Here is a 16,982-nt window from a genome sequence, read left to right as displayed (position 1 = left end):
TCAATTATGCAGAAAGTTATCCTGATCACGGGCGTGTCCTCGGGTATCGGAGAGGCCACCGCCCGCGTGCTCGCCAAAGCCGGACACCGCGTATTCGGCGGCGCCCGCATCCCGGAAAAGGTACGGGCCACTCACGGTGTGGAGCTCCTGCGCCTGGACGTGCGCGATGAAGCATCCATCCAGGCGGCGGTGGCCCATGTCATCCACGAGGCTGGGCGGATCGACGTATTGATCAACAACGCCGGCGTGTCGCTCGTCGGGCCGGTCGAAGCGACCCGAGTAGACGAAGCGGAGGCGCTGTTTGACACTAATTTGTTTGGGGTACTTCGCCTCGTACGGGCAGTTCTCCCCAGCATGCGGCGAAACGGGTCGGGGCTGATCGTAAATCTGAGTTCGGTTCTTGGTTTTCTGCCTGCGCCGTTTATGGGTCTTTATGCCGCTAGTAAGCACGCGCTTGAGGGCATGTCCGAGACACTGGATCATGAAGTTCGCGGCTTCGGTGTGCGGGTTGTCCTCGTGGAGCCCAGCTTCACCAAGACCAAGCTCGACACCAGTGCGAAGAAGACGGCTGAGCAGATCTCCGACTACAGTTCTGAGCTCAATGCGAGCACAAAGGCGGTGCAGCAGCAGGTTGAGGCGGCTCCCGAAGCTGAGGTGGTCGCGCAGAAGATCGCCACCATACTCAAGGGCCCTCATCGCCTTCGTCAGCCGGCGGACGGACGCGCCAAGCTGCTCAGTGTACTTAGGCGGTTCGCGCCGGCCAAGCAGGTCGACAAGAGTCTGCGCGGCAGCTTCGGCCTGCGTATCGCTGCCCGGTGAACGGAAGCGGGCAACCAGGTCTTCCGAAGGCCGACACAAACGAATTCGAGTTACTGGAACGAGACAATCCACCCAAGCGCCACGCTCGGTGCGCTGATATCCGCTCGATCAATTCAAGGAACAGCCCAATGAACTTTAAAGCCAAAACACTGCACGGCCCAAGCCGTGGTGCCATCGCCTCGCTGGCCGCCTGCCTTGCGAGTATCCTTCTTGCGACGGGTGCTCCAGCCCCCCTGCTCGCAACACCTGAGGCAGCTTATGTCAAAACCCACAATCATTACGTGACGGTCGAGGGGGCGCGATTAGCGTACCGTGCCATCGGCATAGATCGCCACGCGCCCCCGCTTGTGCTGTTGCAACACTTCACAGGCACCATGGACGATTGGGATTCGTCTCTGATCGACGCCTTGTCGCAGAGGCGCCGAGTCATCATCCTGGGCAACCCCGGCGTCGGCGCGTCCGTCGGCGCAGCGCCGGACTCAGTCGACGCCATGGCGCATCTGACCGAAGGCTTCATCGACGCTCTCCACCTGGGCAAGGTGGACTTGCTCGGCTTCTCTATCGGCGGATCGGTGGCCCAGAAACTAGTCGCTGAGCGCCCTGAGGTGGTGCGTAAGCTGATCCTTGTCGGAGCCGGCCCGCAGGGCGGCGAAGGTATAAAGGACCTGCAAGTAGTTATCGCTGAGGGCTTCAGGCGTGGCGGCGAGCTGAAGATCGACCCCAAGGTCCCGCTGTTCTTCACGTCTACGCAAAATGGCATGTCGGAAGGGGCCGCTTTCCTTAAACGGATCCACGACCACACGGTGGATATTGAGCCCGTCGCCTCGCAAGCTGCCGTCGGTGCTCAGGCCAAGGCCTTGATCACCTGGGGTCTGTCACAGGCAAATTACGCGGAGCTCGAAGCGATCAAGCAGCCGGTGCTGATCGTCAACGGAAGTCACGACCTGATCATTCCGACGATCAACTCCTACGTGCTTTACCAGCATATTCCTAATGCTCGGCTGATCCTTTACCCTGACTCCGGTCACGGTTCGCTGTTCCAATACCACGACCTCTTCGTCTCGGAAGTCAACGGGTTCCTGGATGACTAACCTTGACACGACAGTGACCGAAGCTCGCGCAGAGGTGCAAGTGAAAGACTAGGTTGTGCTTGCTGGCCTATGCTGCCAGCATTGCACGACTGTCGGGGTGGAAGGCGGTCGGATGACAAACGAGTGTAGCCGCCGTCTTGACCGAACCATCCCCGCATAACATTATACTCGCAATGAATAGTTTGCGGCGTCAAGCGGGCGCGCGACAACGAAGCGGCAGGACAGATGAAGGTCAGCAAAGCGCAAGCCACCGAAAATCGCGGCGCCATCGTCCATGCAGCCGCCAGGCAGATCAGAGAAAGAGGTTTCGATCAGGTCAGCGTGGCAGATGTGGCACGGGCTGCCGGACTGACGCACGGAGCGCTCTACAGTCACTTCACTTCCAAGGAAACTCTGCAGGCCGAAGCGACGCGCGAGGCGTTCAAGGAAACGCTCGCCGCCTTTACCGGTTTGTCTTCAGAGGAGTTCCTGAGGCGCTATCTCTCGCCGCAGCATCGTGACAGCGCCGCCGTGGGATGTCCGAACGCGGCGCTGGTGTCGGAAATCTGGCGTCAACCCGAAGAGACGCAGCAGGCCTTTCTTGAGGGCCTGCTCGGCTTCATCAACTTGACGAGTGACACGCTTGGCAGCGACGCCCATGAGCATAGCCGTGACCGCGCCGTGACTGTCTTCGCCACGCTGGTGGGTGGTCTCGCACTCTCCCGGGCTATTCGCGATGTGGATCGTGCAGTGTCCGACGATATTCTGCGCGCCATTGCAAGCCAGATAAAAAGCCTGATCGGCTCCGGGCGCGTGGACGGTAAGGCGGCGACAGGGAATCGGCCAGCGAAAGGTGCGCTCACAAAAGGCAAGCTGTAGCACCTCCTTGTCATCCTGATTTTCTTGATCGCTTTTTCCAGGCCAAGGGCTAAGTGGGAGGGATCGGGCTAGCGAAACCGGGTCAGCGAAACATTGAAGGGTCTCTCCGCGTGTCCGCCGAACACCTGGCCAAGGCCTTCGCAGTCTTGGGGCGACCCGTTCGTCTTGAGACCGCATTCCTCTACAAGCCTGCTCCGCGTAGAAAGCGAGCACGCCTCTCCCCAGATATCATCGCCGTGCTCGTAAGCGGAGATGAGGTTGTCCGAGCGCGCTTTCCAGGCGCGCTCACGCCGTGATGCGGGCAAATCGCTTACGATATTCGGCTGGCGTGACGCCCACGTGCCGAACGAAGGCGCGCCGCAGAGTATCCGCGTCGGCGAATCCGCAGCGTGTCGCGACCTGCTTTGGTGCTTCTTGGCCACACTCCAGAAGATCCCTTGCCGCTTTTATACGGGCTTCTTCGACCCAGGTCGCCGGCGTAATTCCGACCTCGCTTTTGAATAATCTCGCGAAGTGGCGCGGACTTAAATCCATGCGTTCAGCAAGACTGGCGACGCTATGGTCAACAGCGGGATTCGCCGCCACCCATCGCTGCAGCTCCTGTAACGCGGCGCGTCCGGCCGGGACCGCTTCACCTTTGCGGCTAAATTGCATTTGCCCGCCCGGACGCTTGAAGAACATGACGAGCTGACTTGCGACCTTCATCGCGATCTCGGATCCCAAATCCTCCTGCACGAGTGCAAGCGCCAAATCCAATCCCGCCGTGACGCCGGCCGCCGTCCTGAGCTTGCCGTCGCTGACCTGAATCGCATCCTCGTCTACCGTGACCGTTGGATATCGAGCGGCGAGGCGTTCAGCGACAGCCCAATGTGTCGTCACCCGCCGGCCCTCAAGCAAGCCCGCAGCAGCAAGAAAAAAAGCTCCGCTGCAAACGGAGCCGAAGCGCCGCGCGCTCGGCGCACGTCGCCGCAGCCATTTGATTACCAGATCGTCCACTGGAGCCTCGGCTGCGTTGGGGCAGCCTGCAACGAGGAGGGTGTCGATTCTTTCGTCGATGTCACGATCGATAATTCGATCCGGCATCAGCCCGACGCCCGACGAACTCCGGATTGGCCCAGGTCCACTCGCAGCAACAAGCAATTGATACACCGCGCGGCCTGCCTGGACGTTCGCTTCCGCGAACACGTCAAGGGGCCCCGAGACGTCCAGAAGCTGCACGCCGGGTAAGGCCAAGATGACCACTGTCTTCGATTTCAGTTTCATGCCGATGACCGCTTGGGACTGGTATTGTCCGTATTTGACGTATCACGTCGATTGAGGACAAGATAGCTCCGATTTATCGTGGCCGCCGGTAGAAACTCTAGGAGAGAGCTATGAGCCAGTTAGTCGAAGCCGCCGCCATTCCCGACAGCAAATTGGGACGCGCCATCACCGAGTACATTCGCGATGTCGAGACGGAGTTGCTCTTCAACCATTCGAGCCGAGTGTACCAGTTCGGCGCGCTGGCCGGCGTCCACCGCGGCCTGAAGTTCGATCGCGAACTGCTCTATGCCGGCGCAATGTTTCACGACATCGGCCTGATGCCGGCCCACGGCAGCAAAGACGAGCGCTTTGAAGTTGACGGAGCGCACGCCGCGCGAAACTTCCTGCGGAGCCACGGCATTCCAGATGCGGACGCGTATACGGTTTGGACCGCCATCGCGCTCCACACCACGCCCGGCGTGCCTCAGCACATGCATCCCGTCGTCGCCCTCGTCACCGCCGGTGTGGAGATGGACGTGCTCGGGCTCACCTACAAGCAATATACGGATAAAGAGCGGGAGAGCGTCGTCAGCGCATTTCCGCGCACCCCGCAATTCAAGGAAGACATCATCCAGGCCTTCTACGACGGCATCAAACACAGGCCCGACACGACCTTCGGCAACGTCAAGGCCGATGTCATTGCCGACAAGGAGCCGCATTTTCACCGTGGCAATTTCTGCAGCGTGATCCGCTGCTCCGCCTGGCACGGCTGATCAGTGTCTGCACGATCGTCGTGCGATCCTGAAATCGACACGTGCAAACACGTGCGATTCTGGAGACCGCGGGTTTAGACAGCAGCATCCAACTATCACCTAACAAACAGGAGCATCCCATGAGTGACCAGCCAGAACATTTGACCCACGCGACGGGCGCGCCCGTCAGCGACAACCTCAACATCCAAACCGCCGGACGCCGCGGCCCGGCGCTGCTGCAGGATATCTGGCTGATCGAGAAGCTCGCTCATTTCGACCGCGAGGTGATTCCCGAACGGCGCATGCACGCCAAGGGCTCCGGCGCCTTCGGCACCTTCACCGTGACGCATGACATCACCCGCCACACCAAGGCGAAGATCTTCTCGGAGGTCGGCAAGCAGACGCCGATGTTCGCCCGTTTCTCGACGGTCGCCGGCGAACGCGGCGCGGCCGACGCCGAGCGCGATATCCGTGGTTTTGCGCTCAAATTCTACACGGAGGAGGGCAATTGGGACATGGTGGGCAACAATACGCCTGTGTTTTTCTTCCGCGATCCGCTACGCTTCCCCGACCTCAACCACGCCATCAAGCGCGATCCGCGCACCGGCATGCGCAGTGCCGACAACAATTGGGATTTTTGGACGCTCCTGCCCGAAGCGCTGCACCAGGTCACCATCGTCATGAGCGAGCGCGGTATTCCGAAAAGTTACCGGCACATGCACGGCTTCAGCAGCCACACCTATAGCTTCATCAATGCCGCCAACGAACGTACCTGGGTGAAGTTTCACTTCCGCACCCAACAGGGCATAGCGAACATGAGCGACGCGGAAGCCGAGGCTGTTGTCGGCAAGGACCGCGAGACCCATCAGCGTGATCTGTTCAACAGCATCGAGCGGGGTGATTTCCCGCGCTGGACGCTGTCCGTGCAGGTGATGACGGACGAGCAAGCCAAGGTATTTCCGTTCAATCCGTTCGACCTCACCAAGGTGTGGCCGAAGGCGGACTTCCCGCTGATCGAGGTTGGCTATTTCGAGTTGAACCGGAATCCTGAGAACGTCTTCGCCGAGGTCGAGCAGGCCGCGTTCTCGCCGGCCAACGTTGTGCCGGGCATCAGCTTCTCGCCTGACAAAATGCTCCAGGCGCGCCTTTTCTCTTACGGAGACGCGCAGCGCTATCGCCTCGGCGTCAATCACCACCACATCCCGGTCAACGCGCCGAAATGCCCAGTCCACAGCTACCATCGCGACGGTGCGATGCGCACGGACGGCAATCTCGGCCGCACTCCGACCTACTTCCCCAACAGCCGGGGTGAATGGACCGATCAACCCGATCTCAACGAGCCGCCGCTTGAAATCGAAGGCGCGGCCGCCCATTGGGATCATCGGGTCGACGACGACCATTACCAGCAACCCGGAGATCTATTCCGTAAGATGAATCCGGCCCAACGCCAGACACTTTTCGACAACACCGCGCGCCAGGTGGGCGGTGCGGCCGTCCACATCCAAGAGCGCCACATCGCCAACTGCACCAAGGCCGATCCGGAGTACGGGGCCGGCGTCCGCGAAGCTCTCTCTCGTCTGGCCGCCGTCCGCTCCGTTGGAAGCAGCCGCCCTTCTACCGAATAACCAGGGCACAAACTGGTTGGACCAGCACTGCGCCGCGACGCGCCGGCGCAGTGCCTGTAAAAAGCACGTGTGGGCTCAATTGTCCTGTTTCCTTCACCGTCATCGTCATCCGCCAAAGCTTTGCCCCAGGGAAATCACACCTGGCGGATCTCCCAACACGCCGATAATGAGAGAGTCCTCGGCAGGCTGCCTACCGGTGCACGTGCGGTTTTTGGACTGCCTCGGCATGCAGGTATCCGAACCTGATGGCTTCTGCCCCGGTCGCGCCCCGCTACTCGCGAACGAACGTTGACGCGCCTCTTGGCCGCAGCGCGCTGAAGATCTTGTTCAGCTTGGATTTGGAGTACGGTCTAAGTTTCAGTGGGTTGTAGGACGGTTTGTGCTTGATGAGTGCGAGGAGATCAAGGAAAAACTAACGAGGGTGAGTGAGCCTCGTCGCCAGTCCGATGAAGTGAGATGGGCCGCCGGGGTAGGGCGCTCAGTGCGGCTTAAGAGTTAGTCGTGCGCATGACGGCCGTGCTCTGCGCAAGCTCTACGCGGAAGAATTCTGCGGATTGCGGAAGGTATAAGATTAATGCCGGACGTTTCGGGCACGCCCCACGACCGCGTGTGACTCGCTACTACAGCGGGCTCCGAAGGATCGCTCCGCCCCGCCGCACGGTTAGCTCTCCCTTCGCCCCGTCTCGAAGCGTTGCCATTGGCATTTCGGGTGGTACTGACGCACTGCACAAGCGCTCAAAAGTCTGCGAGCAAAGGGCGACGGTCGCCTCCGCGCTGGCGCGAGAGTCGGAAGCGTCGCGAATCGCTATCGGGCCGCGACGCTGATGTTTCCGTTTTAAGGTTTGGAAGCCGCGGGAGAACAGCGTAGAGCCGGCGGGTACTATGACACGAGCCGGCGGACGAAAAATGCAAGAATTTCGTCGCGAGCCTTCCGGGTAGGTTGGCCTTCCTCGTCGATGAGATGAGCCGTCACGACATGGTGAGGACTCTGCACGACCTTTTCCGAGAAATCGGGCATATCGGGATTGGCCGCGCTGTCGGGAAGGACGCGGCCGATAAAACGATCGCCAAGAGCTTCCTGGTACGCCGCGAAGCGCTGGGCCTTGCAGAAGCGGTCGCCCTCGAATCGGTACGCCATCACGGTAAGGTCTTCCCGATCGAGCCGCTCCCTGACGGCTGTGAGCTCATCGGGAGCAATCTCCAAGCCACCATCTACGTCCAATGGCAGAGCGGGTTGCGATAGTACAGGCGCGAGCATCGAGGGCTCGAGCATCATGGTGAGCGCGAAGTTGCCCGAGAAACACATGCCGATTGCGCCCACACCGGGGCCGCCACACTCCTCATGCGCGAGCTTAGCCAATGCCCGAAGCCACTTGGTAACCGGGCTCGAACCTCCAGCGCCGAAGGCTCGAAATTCTGCGCTTACACAGGCACGCTTGAAGATGGCTTCCCCGATTTCTGCGGTTGCTGGCTCGCCGTCACGACCGTAGAGCGATGGCACATAGACGGTGAAGCCCGCCTCTCTCACCCATCGGGCGAAGCGTGCGACGTGTGGAGTGATGCCTGGTATTTCCGGAAGTACGATCACCGCCGGTCCGTCGCCCGAGACATGAACCATTTTTGTGGTCTCATTCAGCGAGACTTTGCGCGGCTCGAAATCTTCGAGCGGATCATACACGTCGAGTTTTCTTGTCTGCATACTATGGCGTCCTTGTCGTTAGCGAGGCTTGCATCTCTGGCTTGGCCCAACCGCCAAGCGAGAGACGAAGTCGTTGGTAGCGGTCGTATAGGAGCTCGCGTTCGGTTCCTGCCAGTCGCGCCTTGGGCCATACCCAGAAGGAAACGAGGCAGACTGAGAGCAGCAAGGCTCCTATTTCCTTCCGACGGCGCTATTTCCGTTTGCCATCCAGAAAAAGCTTCGCATGTTCCAGGAAGAGCTCTGGATACTGGAAGTGCGAACCATGTCCCGAGTCTGGATAGATGATGAGCTGCGAGTTTGGGATGTTCTGCTGAATGTAAAACGAGTTGATCGTGGCAATCATGATGTCGTTGTTGCCGTTTACGATCAGCGTCGGCTGCTTAATCGCATTCAGATGAGCGTAAGGCTTCTCGCCGACAGGTTTGAGATAATCCTGGTATGCTGCCCACTGCGCTTGCGCGGTTTGCTCTGAGCTTAGGGGATCTGCATCTACCGTACGCTGATGGCGCCTTGCCCAAAAGTCATGCCCGGCCTTCTTCGCAGCTTCCGACTCGCCGAAGAAAAGGAAAACGAAATCGTCTGCCTCATGGACCGGCTTTGACGCCACCGCGGGCATGCGCGGATCAACATAGGGGTCCATCCCGCGCGGACCGGTGCCGAGAAGCATCAATTTCCGGACCAGTTCCGGATGGCGCAACGCGATCTCCTGGGCTTGCATGCCGCCGATCGAAAATCCGACGATATCAACTTGGGAAAGGCCAAGAGAGCGAATAAAAGCTGCGGCCTCGTCCGCCATCACTTCGAACCGGTCCGGTGTTTCGCCGCTAGAACTGGACACACCTCTCCCGTCGTACAGAATGACTTCCCGGCCTGCCGCAAGTCCATCCGTCATGAGCGGATCCCAGTGGTCCATGCCGCCGCGGAAATGCTGGATGAAAAAAAGGGGTGTGCCGCCCTTCCTGCCCCAGCGCCTATAGGCATAGCGGGTCCGGTTGATTTCCTTGAATTGAGTTTTCGCGGAGAGGTGGGTCTCGGTCATAGCGATTCTTCCTCTGGATTGTTGGCGATTTTATAATGATGGTCATACGCAATAATGTCAATGATGATGATCATCACTATTAAGTTAGCTTTGAAGGTCAATCGCAAGCACTTTGGCAAGCAGCTGCTCTTCGTGGCGCGAAACAAATCGGTCAATCGAGTGCAATTCTGAGGAGCGTGGATCGAGCTCGATTCCGACGCGACAGACATCCAGGCTTCCGCTGCAAAAGACGATGCGAGGCGCCGGTCCTTGAAAGTTACGATGATAGTCATACTTATTGTGCATGATCTATTGCCGTGGCAAGTTGCCGGGCGTACTTGGCTAGTTGGCGGACGAAATGCGCATCAGCAAGGAAAAGGCTCAAGAAAACCGCGACCAGATCGTTGAAGCCGCAGCTGCTTTGTTTAGGCGGCATGGTTTCGATGGCATAGGTGTTGCCGATCTTATGAAGGCGGCTGGTTTCACCCATGGCGGTTTCTATAATCATTTCAAGTCAAAGGATGAACTTGCGGCAGCAGCGGCAAACGCCGCTTTCAAGAAGCTTGATGAAGAGACCGGCCGAATCAAAAGCGTCGATGGCATCATACGACGGTATATTTCCCGTCAGCATCGCGACGAGGTAGCAACGAGTTGTCCGGCCGCGACTCTTGGTGGAGAAGCGGCCCATCAGAATGACGACGTCAAGGAAATATTCGCGGAGGGAATCGAAAATTGGATCAGTCGACTGGACAAGGCGCTCGGTAACGATGGTAGAGAAGTCGGACGAGAGCGCCGCGAGCTGGCCATCATCCTTCTGACACAAGCTGTTGGCGCCGTCGTTCTTTCGAGAGCCATTCCGGATGCGAATAAGCTCGCTGACGAAATCCTCAAAGTTAATCTCAAGGAGAGTCTCAGGTCTTCCCAGCGCCGAGCTGGCAAGGAACGCTAGCCGGTTTGCCACCGATGTTCTGTCGTCCGGTCGGTTATGGCGAGGGAAGAGCCGAGGAAAAACCGTTAGTGCGCCGACCGGCGGCGCCGCAAGCCGACCGATCGGGTCATCGCGAGACGAACGTGCTGCGTCTAGCTTTTCAAGCATTTCAACAAGAGCGCGTCCGCCGTTGGATATAGTCCAACGGCCGGACTCACGCCTAACAAGCTTCTGGCCGAAGAGATCGGGATCCGGCGCTAGCGAGGTCATCCGCTTCACACGTACCGTCCATTACGGCCCGATTCTGTAAAATACCGCAACGCATTGCTTGTCCCCATCAAGGCTCGCGGCGCCATCAGATTGGCCGGTGAACCCGGCGGCGCGATCCAGCGAAGGCTACATCCGCTTCGTCCCGGTCGCGGCCCACGACGGAGCCGATCAATCACGTGGACGTTGGAGACTTATGCGACCTCAGCTTTGCTGATCGCTTCAGCGGCTGACGATAGAAACCCCTCAGATAGTTTTTTATCGTCTGTAGCCCTCGACAGCAGCAGAGCTCCTACCATGGTCGCCAGAACGGCCATCGCCTTCCCTGGCAAAACGTCGCCATTATCGCGGCTCATGTAGCCATCGAGGATATCGAGATGAGCTTTGATGCCTGTTTCGAATGCTGCTCGGACCGCCGGCCCTTCTCGACCTACGTCCGAACCTAACGCAACGAGCGGACAACCGTCTCCGAGTAGGTCGCGATGTTCTGGGCTCAAATAGAAGTCGAACAAAGATTCGAGAGGACGCTCGGGGTCCGCGCTCGCAATCGATGACCATTGTTCGGCGGCGAGACGCATGGCGCGCTCGCATGCCTGCGCGGCCAGATCCTCTTTGGATTCGAACTGCTTATAAAAGCTGCCCTGCGTGAGGCCGGCGCCGTTCATCAGATCTTTGAGACCGATCCCATTAAAGCCGTGCTCTTTGAAAAGGCGGCTCGCGACGTCAATAACCCTCAGTCGATTTTCGGTGGCCTGTGACCTTGTTACCCGCATCCCTTACACCTGTTTTGATTGCAATCGTAATCTATCCATCTTATGTATGACGAACGTAATCTAAAAGATAGGCCCGAGAGCCAGGTGACTGCCATGACACGTAAACGTCTTCTAATAACTTCAAGCCTCTGTGCGGCCGTTTTGGTCATAGCCGGGGCCGGTATCGCGTCCGTTTCAAGCAAATCGAGCGGTGGATCGCCGCAGACCGATCCGCGAGCGATCCCTCCCTACGTTAAGGTTGCCGACGCGGCGAGTGTGGGTGGCAATAGCCGCGGATTCACCGGCTCCATTGCAGCGAGAGTGCAGAGCAATCTTGGATTCCGGGTCCCCGGCAAGATCGTGGAACGCCTCGTGGACGCCGGGCAGCAAGTCAAGCTCGGCCAGCCTCTCATGCGGATCGATGAGAGCGATCTGCGCCTCGCCGTGACGGCGAAGCGCAACACCGCGGCCGCTGCGCGTGCATCGCTCGTTCAAGCGACTGCGGATGAAAAGCGTTATGCGGCTCTGATACAAAGCGGTTTCGCTACTCATCAACGCTACGAGCAAGCGAAAGCCGCCCTTGACACCGCTACAGCTCAAGTCGCCGCGGCCGAAGCTGAAGCGGGAGTCGCCGAGAATGAGGCGGCCTATTCCACGCTTACGGCCGATGCGGACGGCACAGTCATGGAGACGATGGGCGAACCCGGCCAGGTCGTTGCGGCCGGGCAGACGGTTGTCCGGCTCGCTCACGCTGGTCCGCGCGAGGCGATCGTTGCTCTTCCTGAAAACATGAGGCCAGCCATCGGATCCGAGGCCCTGGCAAGCGTCTATGGTTCTGAGAAACAGCGATGGTCCGCGCGCCTACGCACTCTTTCGGATGCGGCCGATCCCCAAACACGCACCTATGAAGCCCGCTACGTCCTGGACGGAGACGCCGCGCTCGCTCCACTGGGGGCCACGGTGACGGTCCGGATCGCAAGCAAGGCCAGCCGGGCGGAAATAGAGGTGCCGGTGGGCTCGATCTTCGACGACGGCAATAAGGCCGGCGTCTGGGTCGTGGATAAGGCTACATCTACAGTTCACTTCAAGCCAGTACAGATTCGCCGCATAGGTGAGGACAACGCCCTTGTCACAGGGCTCGACGCGGGCGAGCCCGTGGTTGCACTTGGCGCGCATCTCCTGCGGGAGGGCGCCAGCGTCCGGACCTCGATCCAGAAGGCGGATGTGCAATGAGCTTCAATCTTTCAGCGACCGCTGTCCGGGAGCGATCGGTAACGCTTTTCTTCATTATGCTGTTGGCTGCTGCCGGCGCCCTCGCTTTTCTGCTCCTGGGGCGCGCCGAAGATCCGACATTTACAGTCAAGACTCTAACGGTCACGACCGTCTGGCCTGGTGCCACGGCTCGGGAAATGCAAGAACTGGTCGCAGAACCCTTGGAAAAGCGTATCCAAGAACTCACGTGGTACGACCGCGTCGAGACCATGACTAGGCCCGGCTACGCGTTCCTTACAGTCACTCTGAAGGATAGCACCCCTCCTTCTAAGGTGCAGGAGGAGTTTTACCAAGCACGCAAGAAGATCGGCGACGAGGCCAAGAATCTGCCCTCGGGGGTTATTGGACCATTCGTAAACGACGAGTATTCCGACGTCACCTTCGGGCTTTACGCGCTGAAGGCGAAGGGCATGCCCATGCACGAGTTGGTGCGACAGGCAGAAACCATCCGGCAGGAATTGCTGCACGTACCCGGTATCAAGAAGATCAACATCCTCGGCGAACGGCCGGAGCAGATCTTCGTTCAGTTCTCGTTCGCCAAACTGGCCACTCTCGGCATCTCCGTCCAGGACATCGCGGCAGCATTGCGCCGCCAAAACACAGTTACGCCGGCGGGCTCGATTGACACCAAGGGTCCACAAGTCTTCATCCGCTTTGACGGCGCCTACGACAACCTGCAGACCATCGCGGATACTCCGATCGTCGCAGGCCAGCGTACACTCAAGCTGTCCGACGTGGCCCAGATACAACGAGGCTACGAAGATCCGCCTACATTTCTCATCCGGCACCAAGGTGAGCCAGCGCTGATGTTGGCGACGGTCATGCAGGAGGGCTGGAACGGTCTTGAACTCGGCAAGGCTCTCGAGGAACGGGCGGCGGCGATCGCGAAGACGCTGCCGCTCGGCGTGCGGTTCGACAAGGTCAGCGACCAGGCAGTCAACATCCAATCTGCCGTGGGCGAATTCATGCTGAAGTTCGCGATGGCGCTCGGCGTCGTCCTGTTCGTTAGTCTGGTAAGCCTCGGCTGGCGCGTCGGCGTCGTGGTCGCCGCAGCCGTCCCCCTGACGCTCGCGGTCGTCTTTCTCATCATGTTGGAGACCGGCCGTTTTTTCGACCGCATCACGCTGGGCGCGCTGATCCTAGCTCTAGGTTTGCTGGTCGACGACGCAATCATTGCGATTGAGATCATGGTTGTAAAGATGGAAGAGGGCATGGATCGCGTGACGGCCGCTGCGTATGCGTGGAGTCATACCGCCGCACCGATGCTATCCGGGACATTCGTCACGATCGCCGGTTTCTTGCCCGTAGGCTTCGCTCAATCCACCGCTGGCGAATATGCCGGTAACATTTTCTGGGTCGTTGGTTTCGCTCTCATTATCTCTTGGCTGGTCGCGGTGATCTTCACGCCCTACCTCGGCGTCAAGCTGCTCCCCAAGATCAAGCCCGTCCAGGGCGGTCACCACGCAATCTACGGCACACCGAACTATCAACGTCTTCGGCATCTCATTACGTTTGCCGTACGCCACCGGTATGTGACATGCGCTGCAGTCGCGATCACGTTCGGCGTGGCATTCGTCGGATTAGGCACAGTCAAGCAACAGTTTTTTCCGACGTCCGACCGGCCGGAGGTCCTCGTCGAAGTCCGCTTGCCTGAGGGAACCAGCATCGAAACAACGACCGCGACGGTCGAGAAGCTCGAAAATTGGCTGAAGAGCCAGCCCGAAGCAGAGATCGTGAGCAGCTACATCGGCCAGGGTGCTCCTCGTTTCTTCTTGGCGATGGCTCCCGAATTGCCCGATCCGTCCTTCGCGAAGATGGTAATTCTGACTGCAAACGAAGAGACACGTGAACATCTGAAGCTGACGTTGCGTGACGCTGTTGCGAAGGGGCTCGCACCCGAGGCCTATATCCGGGTCACGCAGCTCGTGTTCGGACCGTATACGCCTTTCCCTGTGGAGTTTCGTCTCATCGGACCAGATCCTGGCAAGCTCTATGAGATCTCAGAAAAGGCGCTGAACATTATGCGCAGTGTGCCCGACGTGCGGCAGGCAAACCGCGATTGGGGTAATCGCGCCATGGTGCTGCGCTTCATTCCGGATCAGGACCGGTTGAACCTGATCGGGCTTTCGCCAAACGAAGCTGCACAGCAGCTGCAGTTCCTTTTGACTGGAGTTACGGTCACGCAAGTTCGTGAGAACATCCGCAACGTCGCGGTCGTCGCACGCAGTGGCGGCGCTGAGCGTTTGGATCCGACACGACTGACGGATTTCTCGCTGTCTAGCCGCGACGGACGACCGATTCCGCTCGATCAAATCGGGCATTCGGAATATCGCTTCGAAGAGCCGATCATGAAGCGCCGCGATCGGATCCCAACCATTACGATCCGCTCGGACATCAACGAGGAGACCCAGCCACCGGAAGTCTCCAAACAGGTGATGAAGGCGCTTGAGCCCTTGATAGCGTCGCTCCCAGATGGCTACCGGATCGAGCTGGGCGGCTCTATCGAAGAGGCGACTAAGGCGAACGACGCGCTCGGAAAGGTCTTCCCCGCGATGTTCGCGGCTATGCTGATCGTGATCATTCTTCAGGTCCGGTCGATGTCTACCATGTTCATGGTTATTCTCACCGGGCCGCTTGGCCTCGTTGGCGTCGTTCCGATCCTGCTGATCTTCCATCAGCCATTCGGTTTCAATGCGATCTTGGGGTTGATCGGGCTGGCAGGTATCTTGATGCGAAATACGCTTATCTTGACGGAGCAGATCAAGGAGAACCGGGCCGCGGGTCTCGACGACTACAATGCGGTCATCGAAGCCACGGTCCAGCGCACACGTCCCGTGATCCTAACGGCACTTGCGGCCGTACTTGCATTTATCCCGCTCACGCACTCTGTTTTCTGGGGCTCGATGGCCTATACGCTGATCGGGGGTACGGCGATCGGTACCTTGCTCATCCTGCTTTTCCTGCCAGCGCTCTACGTCGCCTGGTTCAGAATCAAGCCGAGTCCGGGAGAGGAACTCTATCCCTCGGACCACGTCGCAAATGGCCCGGCCGGGTTTGCGGTGGCTGCAGAGTAGAGACGAGGAGGGAATATGCGACGAATAGTTGTCACTGGAATGGGGGCCGTGAGCCCGCTCGCTTCTGGCGTTGAGGCTTCCTGGTCGCGGCTCCTCTCTGGCCGGTCCGGTATTCGAAGGCTTCCAGAAGAGATCGTCAAAGATCTTCCGGCTAAAATCGGCGGCGTCGTCCCCGGACGGGGAGATGACGGAGAAGCCGGCTTCGACCCCGACCTCGTTGTTGCCCCGAAAGACCAGCGGAAGATGGACCGCTTCATCCTGTTCGGACTGATTGCTGCGCATGAAGCGATTGAACAGGCTGGGTGGAAGCCTTCGACTGAACGCGAGAAGCAGCGCACGTCGACTATCATCGCATCCGGCATCGGCGGCTTCCCCGCGATAACGGATGCGGTGCGGACGGTCGATCGGCGTGGTGTGCGCCGCTTGTCGCCGTTCACCGTCCCGTCGTTCCTTGCGAATCTCGCTGCTGGACAGATTTCCATCCGCCATGGCTTCAAAGTCCGTTAGGTGCTCCGGTAACGGCCTGCGCCGCTGGCGTGCAGGCTATCGGTGATGCTGCGCGTCTGATACGTGCCCAGGAGGCAGATATTGCCATCTGCGGAGGCGCGGAAGCTTGCATCAACGAGGTCAGCCTCGGCGGCTTCGCTGCTGCGCGCGCCCTTTCGACCGGCTTCAACGAATCGCCGGAGCGGGCATCACGCCCCTTCGACGCCGATCGCGATGGATTTGTGATGGGTGAGGGCGCCGGTGTCATTGTCATCGAAGCCCTGGATCATGCAATAGCTCGCGGTGCGCGACCGATCGCCGAACTCGCCGGATATGGCACAACCGCTGACGCGCACCATATGACTTCGGGATCTGAAGACGGTGAGGGCGCCCGGCGAGCGATGGAAATCGCGATTACACAAGCTGGCATTACGCCGCGAGACGTTGCGCATTTGAATGCTCACGCGACCTCGACGCCTGTCGGCGATCTCGGGGAGATCGAGGCCATCAAGTCGGTGTTTGGGACGGACAAACGGATCGCTGTGAGCGCGACAAAATCCGCCACGGGCCATCTGCTTGGAGCCGCCGGCGGGTTGGAAGCCATCTTCACGATCCTTGCCCTGAGAGACCAGATCGCACCGCCATCTTTGAACCTCGAGGTCCCGGATGCCGCTGGCGAGGGCATCGATTTCGTTGCTGAGGCCGCCCGCCCAATTCGGGCGCAATATGCCATCTCCAACGGGTTCGGCTTTGGCGGTGTGAACGCGAGCGTACTGTTCAGAGACTGGCCACAATGATGACGGCAGTTCGAAGAGTTGACCGGTACGATGCAAAAAAAAGGGCCATAGATCACGCATCCTGGCGGATCGGGCCAGGATCAAAATCGGAACGTTCGCGGCGTCGCGCACGCTGGTCAGTTGCTGTCCGCGATGGGAGCCCGACGCGCGGCGGCACCTGCCCGCTCTCATCTCTCGATCAAGATGGACAAGACAATGACGGCGAGCTGAAGAACGTGATGATGTGTGCCTTCGGCGCATTCGCCGGATCGCGCGGCACCGCTAGGAACGGTTCGATCGAGCTTCGGAAAGGTTACGCTCGT

General features: G+C 59.4%; 12 protein-coding genes and 1 pseudogene. 9 read left to right on the top strand and 4 right to left on the bottom strand.

Annotated elements, in window-relative coordinates:
- The first annotated feature begins 6 nt into the window (after positions 1 to 6).
- From ACP2YP_RS29475 to ACP2YP_RS29465, 3 genes are all read left to right on the top strand, one after another.
- Entirely contained in the window at positions 7 to 819 is an 813-nt protein-coding gene (locus tag ACP2YP_RS29475; protein WP_426419742.1) for an oxidoreductase, read from the top strand.
- Positions 820 to 947: 128 nt separating this feature from the next.
- Complete coding sequence (locus ACP2YP_RS29470) at positions 948 to 1,910, top strand: alpha/beta fold hydrolase (RefSeq protein ID WP_426419741.1); 963 nt, start codon at positions 948 to 950, stop codon at positions 1,908 to 1,910.
- Positions 1,911 to 2,135: 225 nt separating this feature from the next.
- Positions 2,136 to 2,768 carry a TetR/AcrR family transcriptional regulator gene (locus tag ACP2YP_RS29465; protein ID WP_426419740.1) on the top strand — a complete coding sequence of 211 codons (633 nt, stop codon included), beginning with the start codon at positions 2,136 to 2,138 and terminating at the stop codon, positions 2,766 to 2,768.
- 285 nt (positions 2,769 to 3,053) lie between these two features.
- Here the strand turns inward: ACP2YP_RS29465 and ACP2YP_RS29460 are convergent, their stop codons facing one another.
- Positions 3,054 to 4,031, bottom strand: coding sequence for a GlxA family transcriptional regulator (locus tag ACP2YP_RS29460; RefSeq protein ID WP_426419739.1), 978 nt, complete (start codon positions 4,029 to 4,031; stop codon positions 3,054 to 3,056).
- A 110-nt stretch (positions 4,032 to 4,141) separates the two neighbouring features.
- Here ACP2YP_RS29460 and ACP2YP_RS29455 point away from each other — a divergent pair, with 110 nt between their 5' ends.
- Complete coding sequence (locus ACP2YP_RS29455; RefSeq protein WP_426419738.1) at positions 4,142 to 4,783, top strand: HD domain-containing protein; 642 nt, start codon at positions 4,142 to 4,144, stop codon at positions 4,781 to 4,783.
- Positions 4,784 to 4,902: 119 nt separating this feature from the next.
- Complete coding sequence (locus ACP2YP_RS29450) at positions 4,903 to 6,387, top strand: catalase (RefSeq protein WP_426419737.1); 1,485 nt, start codon at positions 4,903 to 4,905, stop codon at positions 6,385 to 6,387.
- 880 nt (positions 6,388 to 7,267) lie between these two features.
- On the opposite strand, the gene ACP2YP_RS29445 is transcribed toward ACP2YP_RS29450, so the two are convergent.
- Together ACP2YP_RS29445 and ACP2YP_RS29440 are read right to left on the bottom strand one after the other, a co-directional pair.
- Complete coding sequence (locus ACP2YP_RS29445; RefSeq protein ID WP_426419736.1) at positions 7,268 to 8,086, bottom strand: dienelactone hydrolase family protein; 819 nt, start codon at positions 8,084 to 8,086, stop codon at positions 7,268 to 7,270.
- Between the two features lie 190 nt (positions 8,087 to 8,276).
- Positions 8,277 to 9,125: an alpha/beta fold hydrolase gene (locus ACP2YP_RS29440; protein ID WP_426419735.1), complete on the bottom strand. Its 849-nt coding sequence runs from the start codon at positions 9,123 to 9,125 to the stop codon at positions 8,277 to 8,279.
- A 337-nt stretch (positions 9,126 to 9,462) separates the two neighbouring features.
- Between ACP2YP_RS29440 and ACP2YP_RS29435 the strand changes: the two genes are divergently transcribed.
- Positions 9,463 to 10,053 (top strand): TetR/AcrR family transcriptional regulator, encoded by a 591-nt coding sequence (locus ACP2YP_RS29435; protein ID WP_426419734.1) that lies wholly within the window; start codon positions 9,463 to 9,465, stop codon positions 10,051 to 10,053.
- 440 nt (positions 10,054 to 10,493) lie between these two features.
- On the opposite strand, the gene ACP2YP_RS29430 is transcribed toward ACP2YP_RS29435, so the two are convergent.
- Entirely contained in the window at positions 10,494 to 11,072 is a 579-nt protein-coding gene (locus ACP2YP_RS29430) for a TetR/AcrR family transcriptional regulator (protein WP_426419733.1), read from the bottom strand.
- 93 nt (positions 11,073 to 11,165) lie between these two features.
- Between ACP2YP_RS29430 and ACP2YP_RS29425 the strand changes: the two genes are divergently transcribed.
- The 3 genes and pseudogenes from ACP2YP_RS29425 to fabF all read left to right on the top strand — a co-directional run bounded on the left by ACP2YP_RS29425 (position 11,166) and on the right by fabF (position 16,680).
- Positions 11,166 to 12,284 (top strand): efflux RND transporter periplasmic adaptor subunit, encoded by a 1,119-nt coding sequence (locus ACP2YP_RS29425; RefSeq protein WP_426419732.1) that lies wholly within the window; start codon positions 11,166 to 11,168, stop codon positions 12,282 to 12,284.
- Positions 12,281 to 15,397 (top strand): efflux RND transporter permease subunit, encoded by a 3,117-nt coding sequence (locus ACP2YP_RS29420; RefSeq protein WP_426419731.1) that lies wholly within the window; start codon positions 12,281 to 12,283, stop codon positions 15,395 to 15,397. The genes ACP2YP_RS29425 and ACP2YP_RS29420 overlap by 4 nt, the downstream gene beginning before the upstream one ends.
- 15 nt (positions 15,398 to 15,412) lie before the next feature.
- Positions 15,413 to 16,680, top strand: a pseudogene (gene fabF / locus ACP2YP_RS29415) (beta-ketoacyl-ACP synthase II).
- Positions 16,681 to 16,982: the final 302 nt, after the last annotated feature.

The sequence above is a fragment of the Bradyrhizobium genosp. A genome, assembly GCF_049949275.1.
Classification (GTDB): domain Bacteria; phylum Pseudomonadota; class Alphaproteobacteria; order Rhizobiales; family Xanthobacteraceae; genus Bradyrhizobium.
The sequence above is the reverse complement of the archived record's forward strand: the minus strand, read 5'-3'. Positions and strand labels throughout refer to the sequence as shown.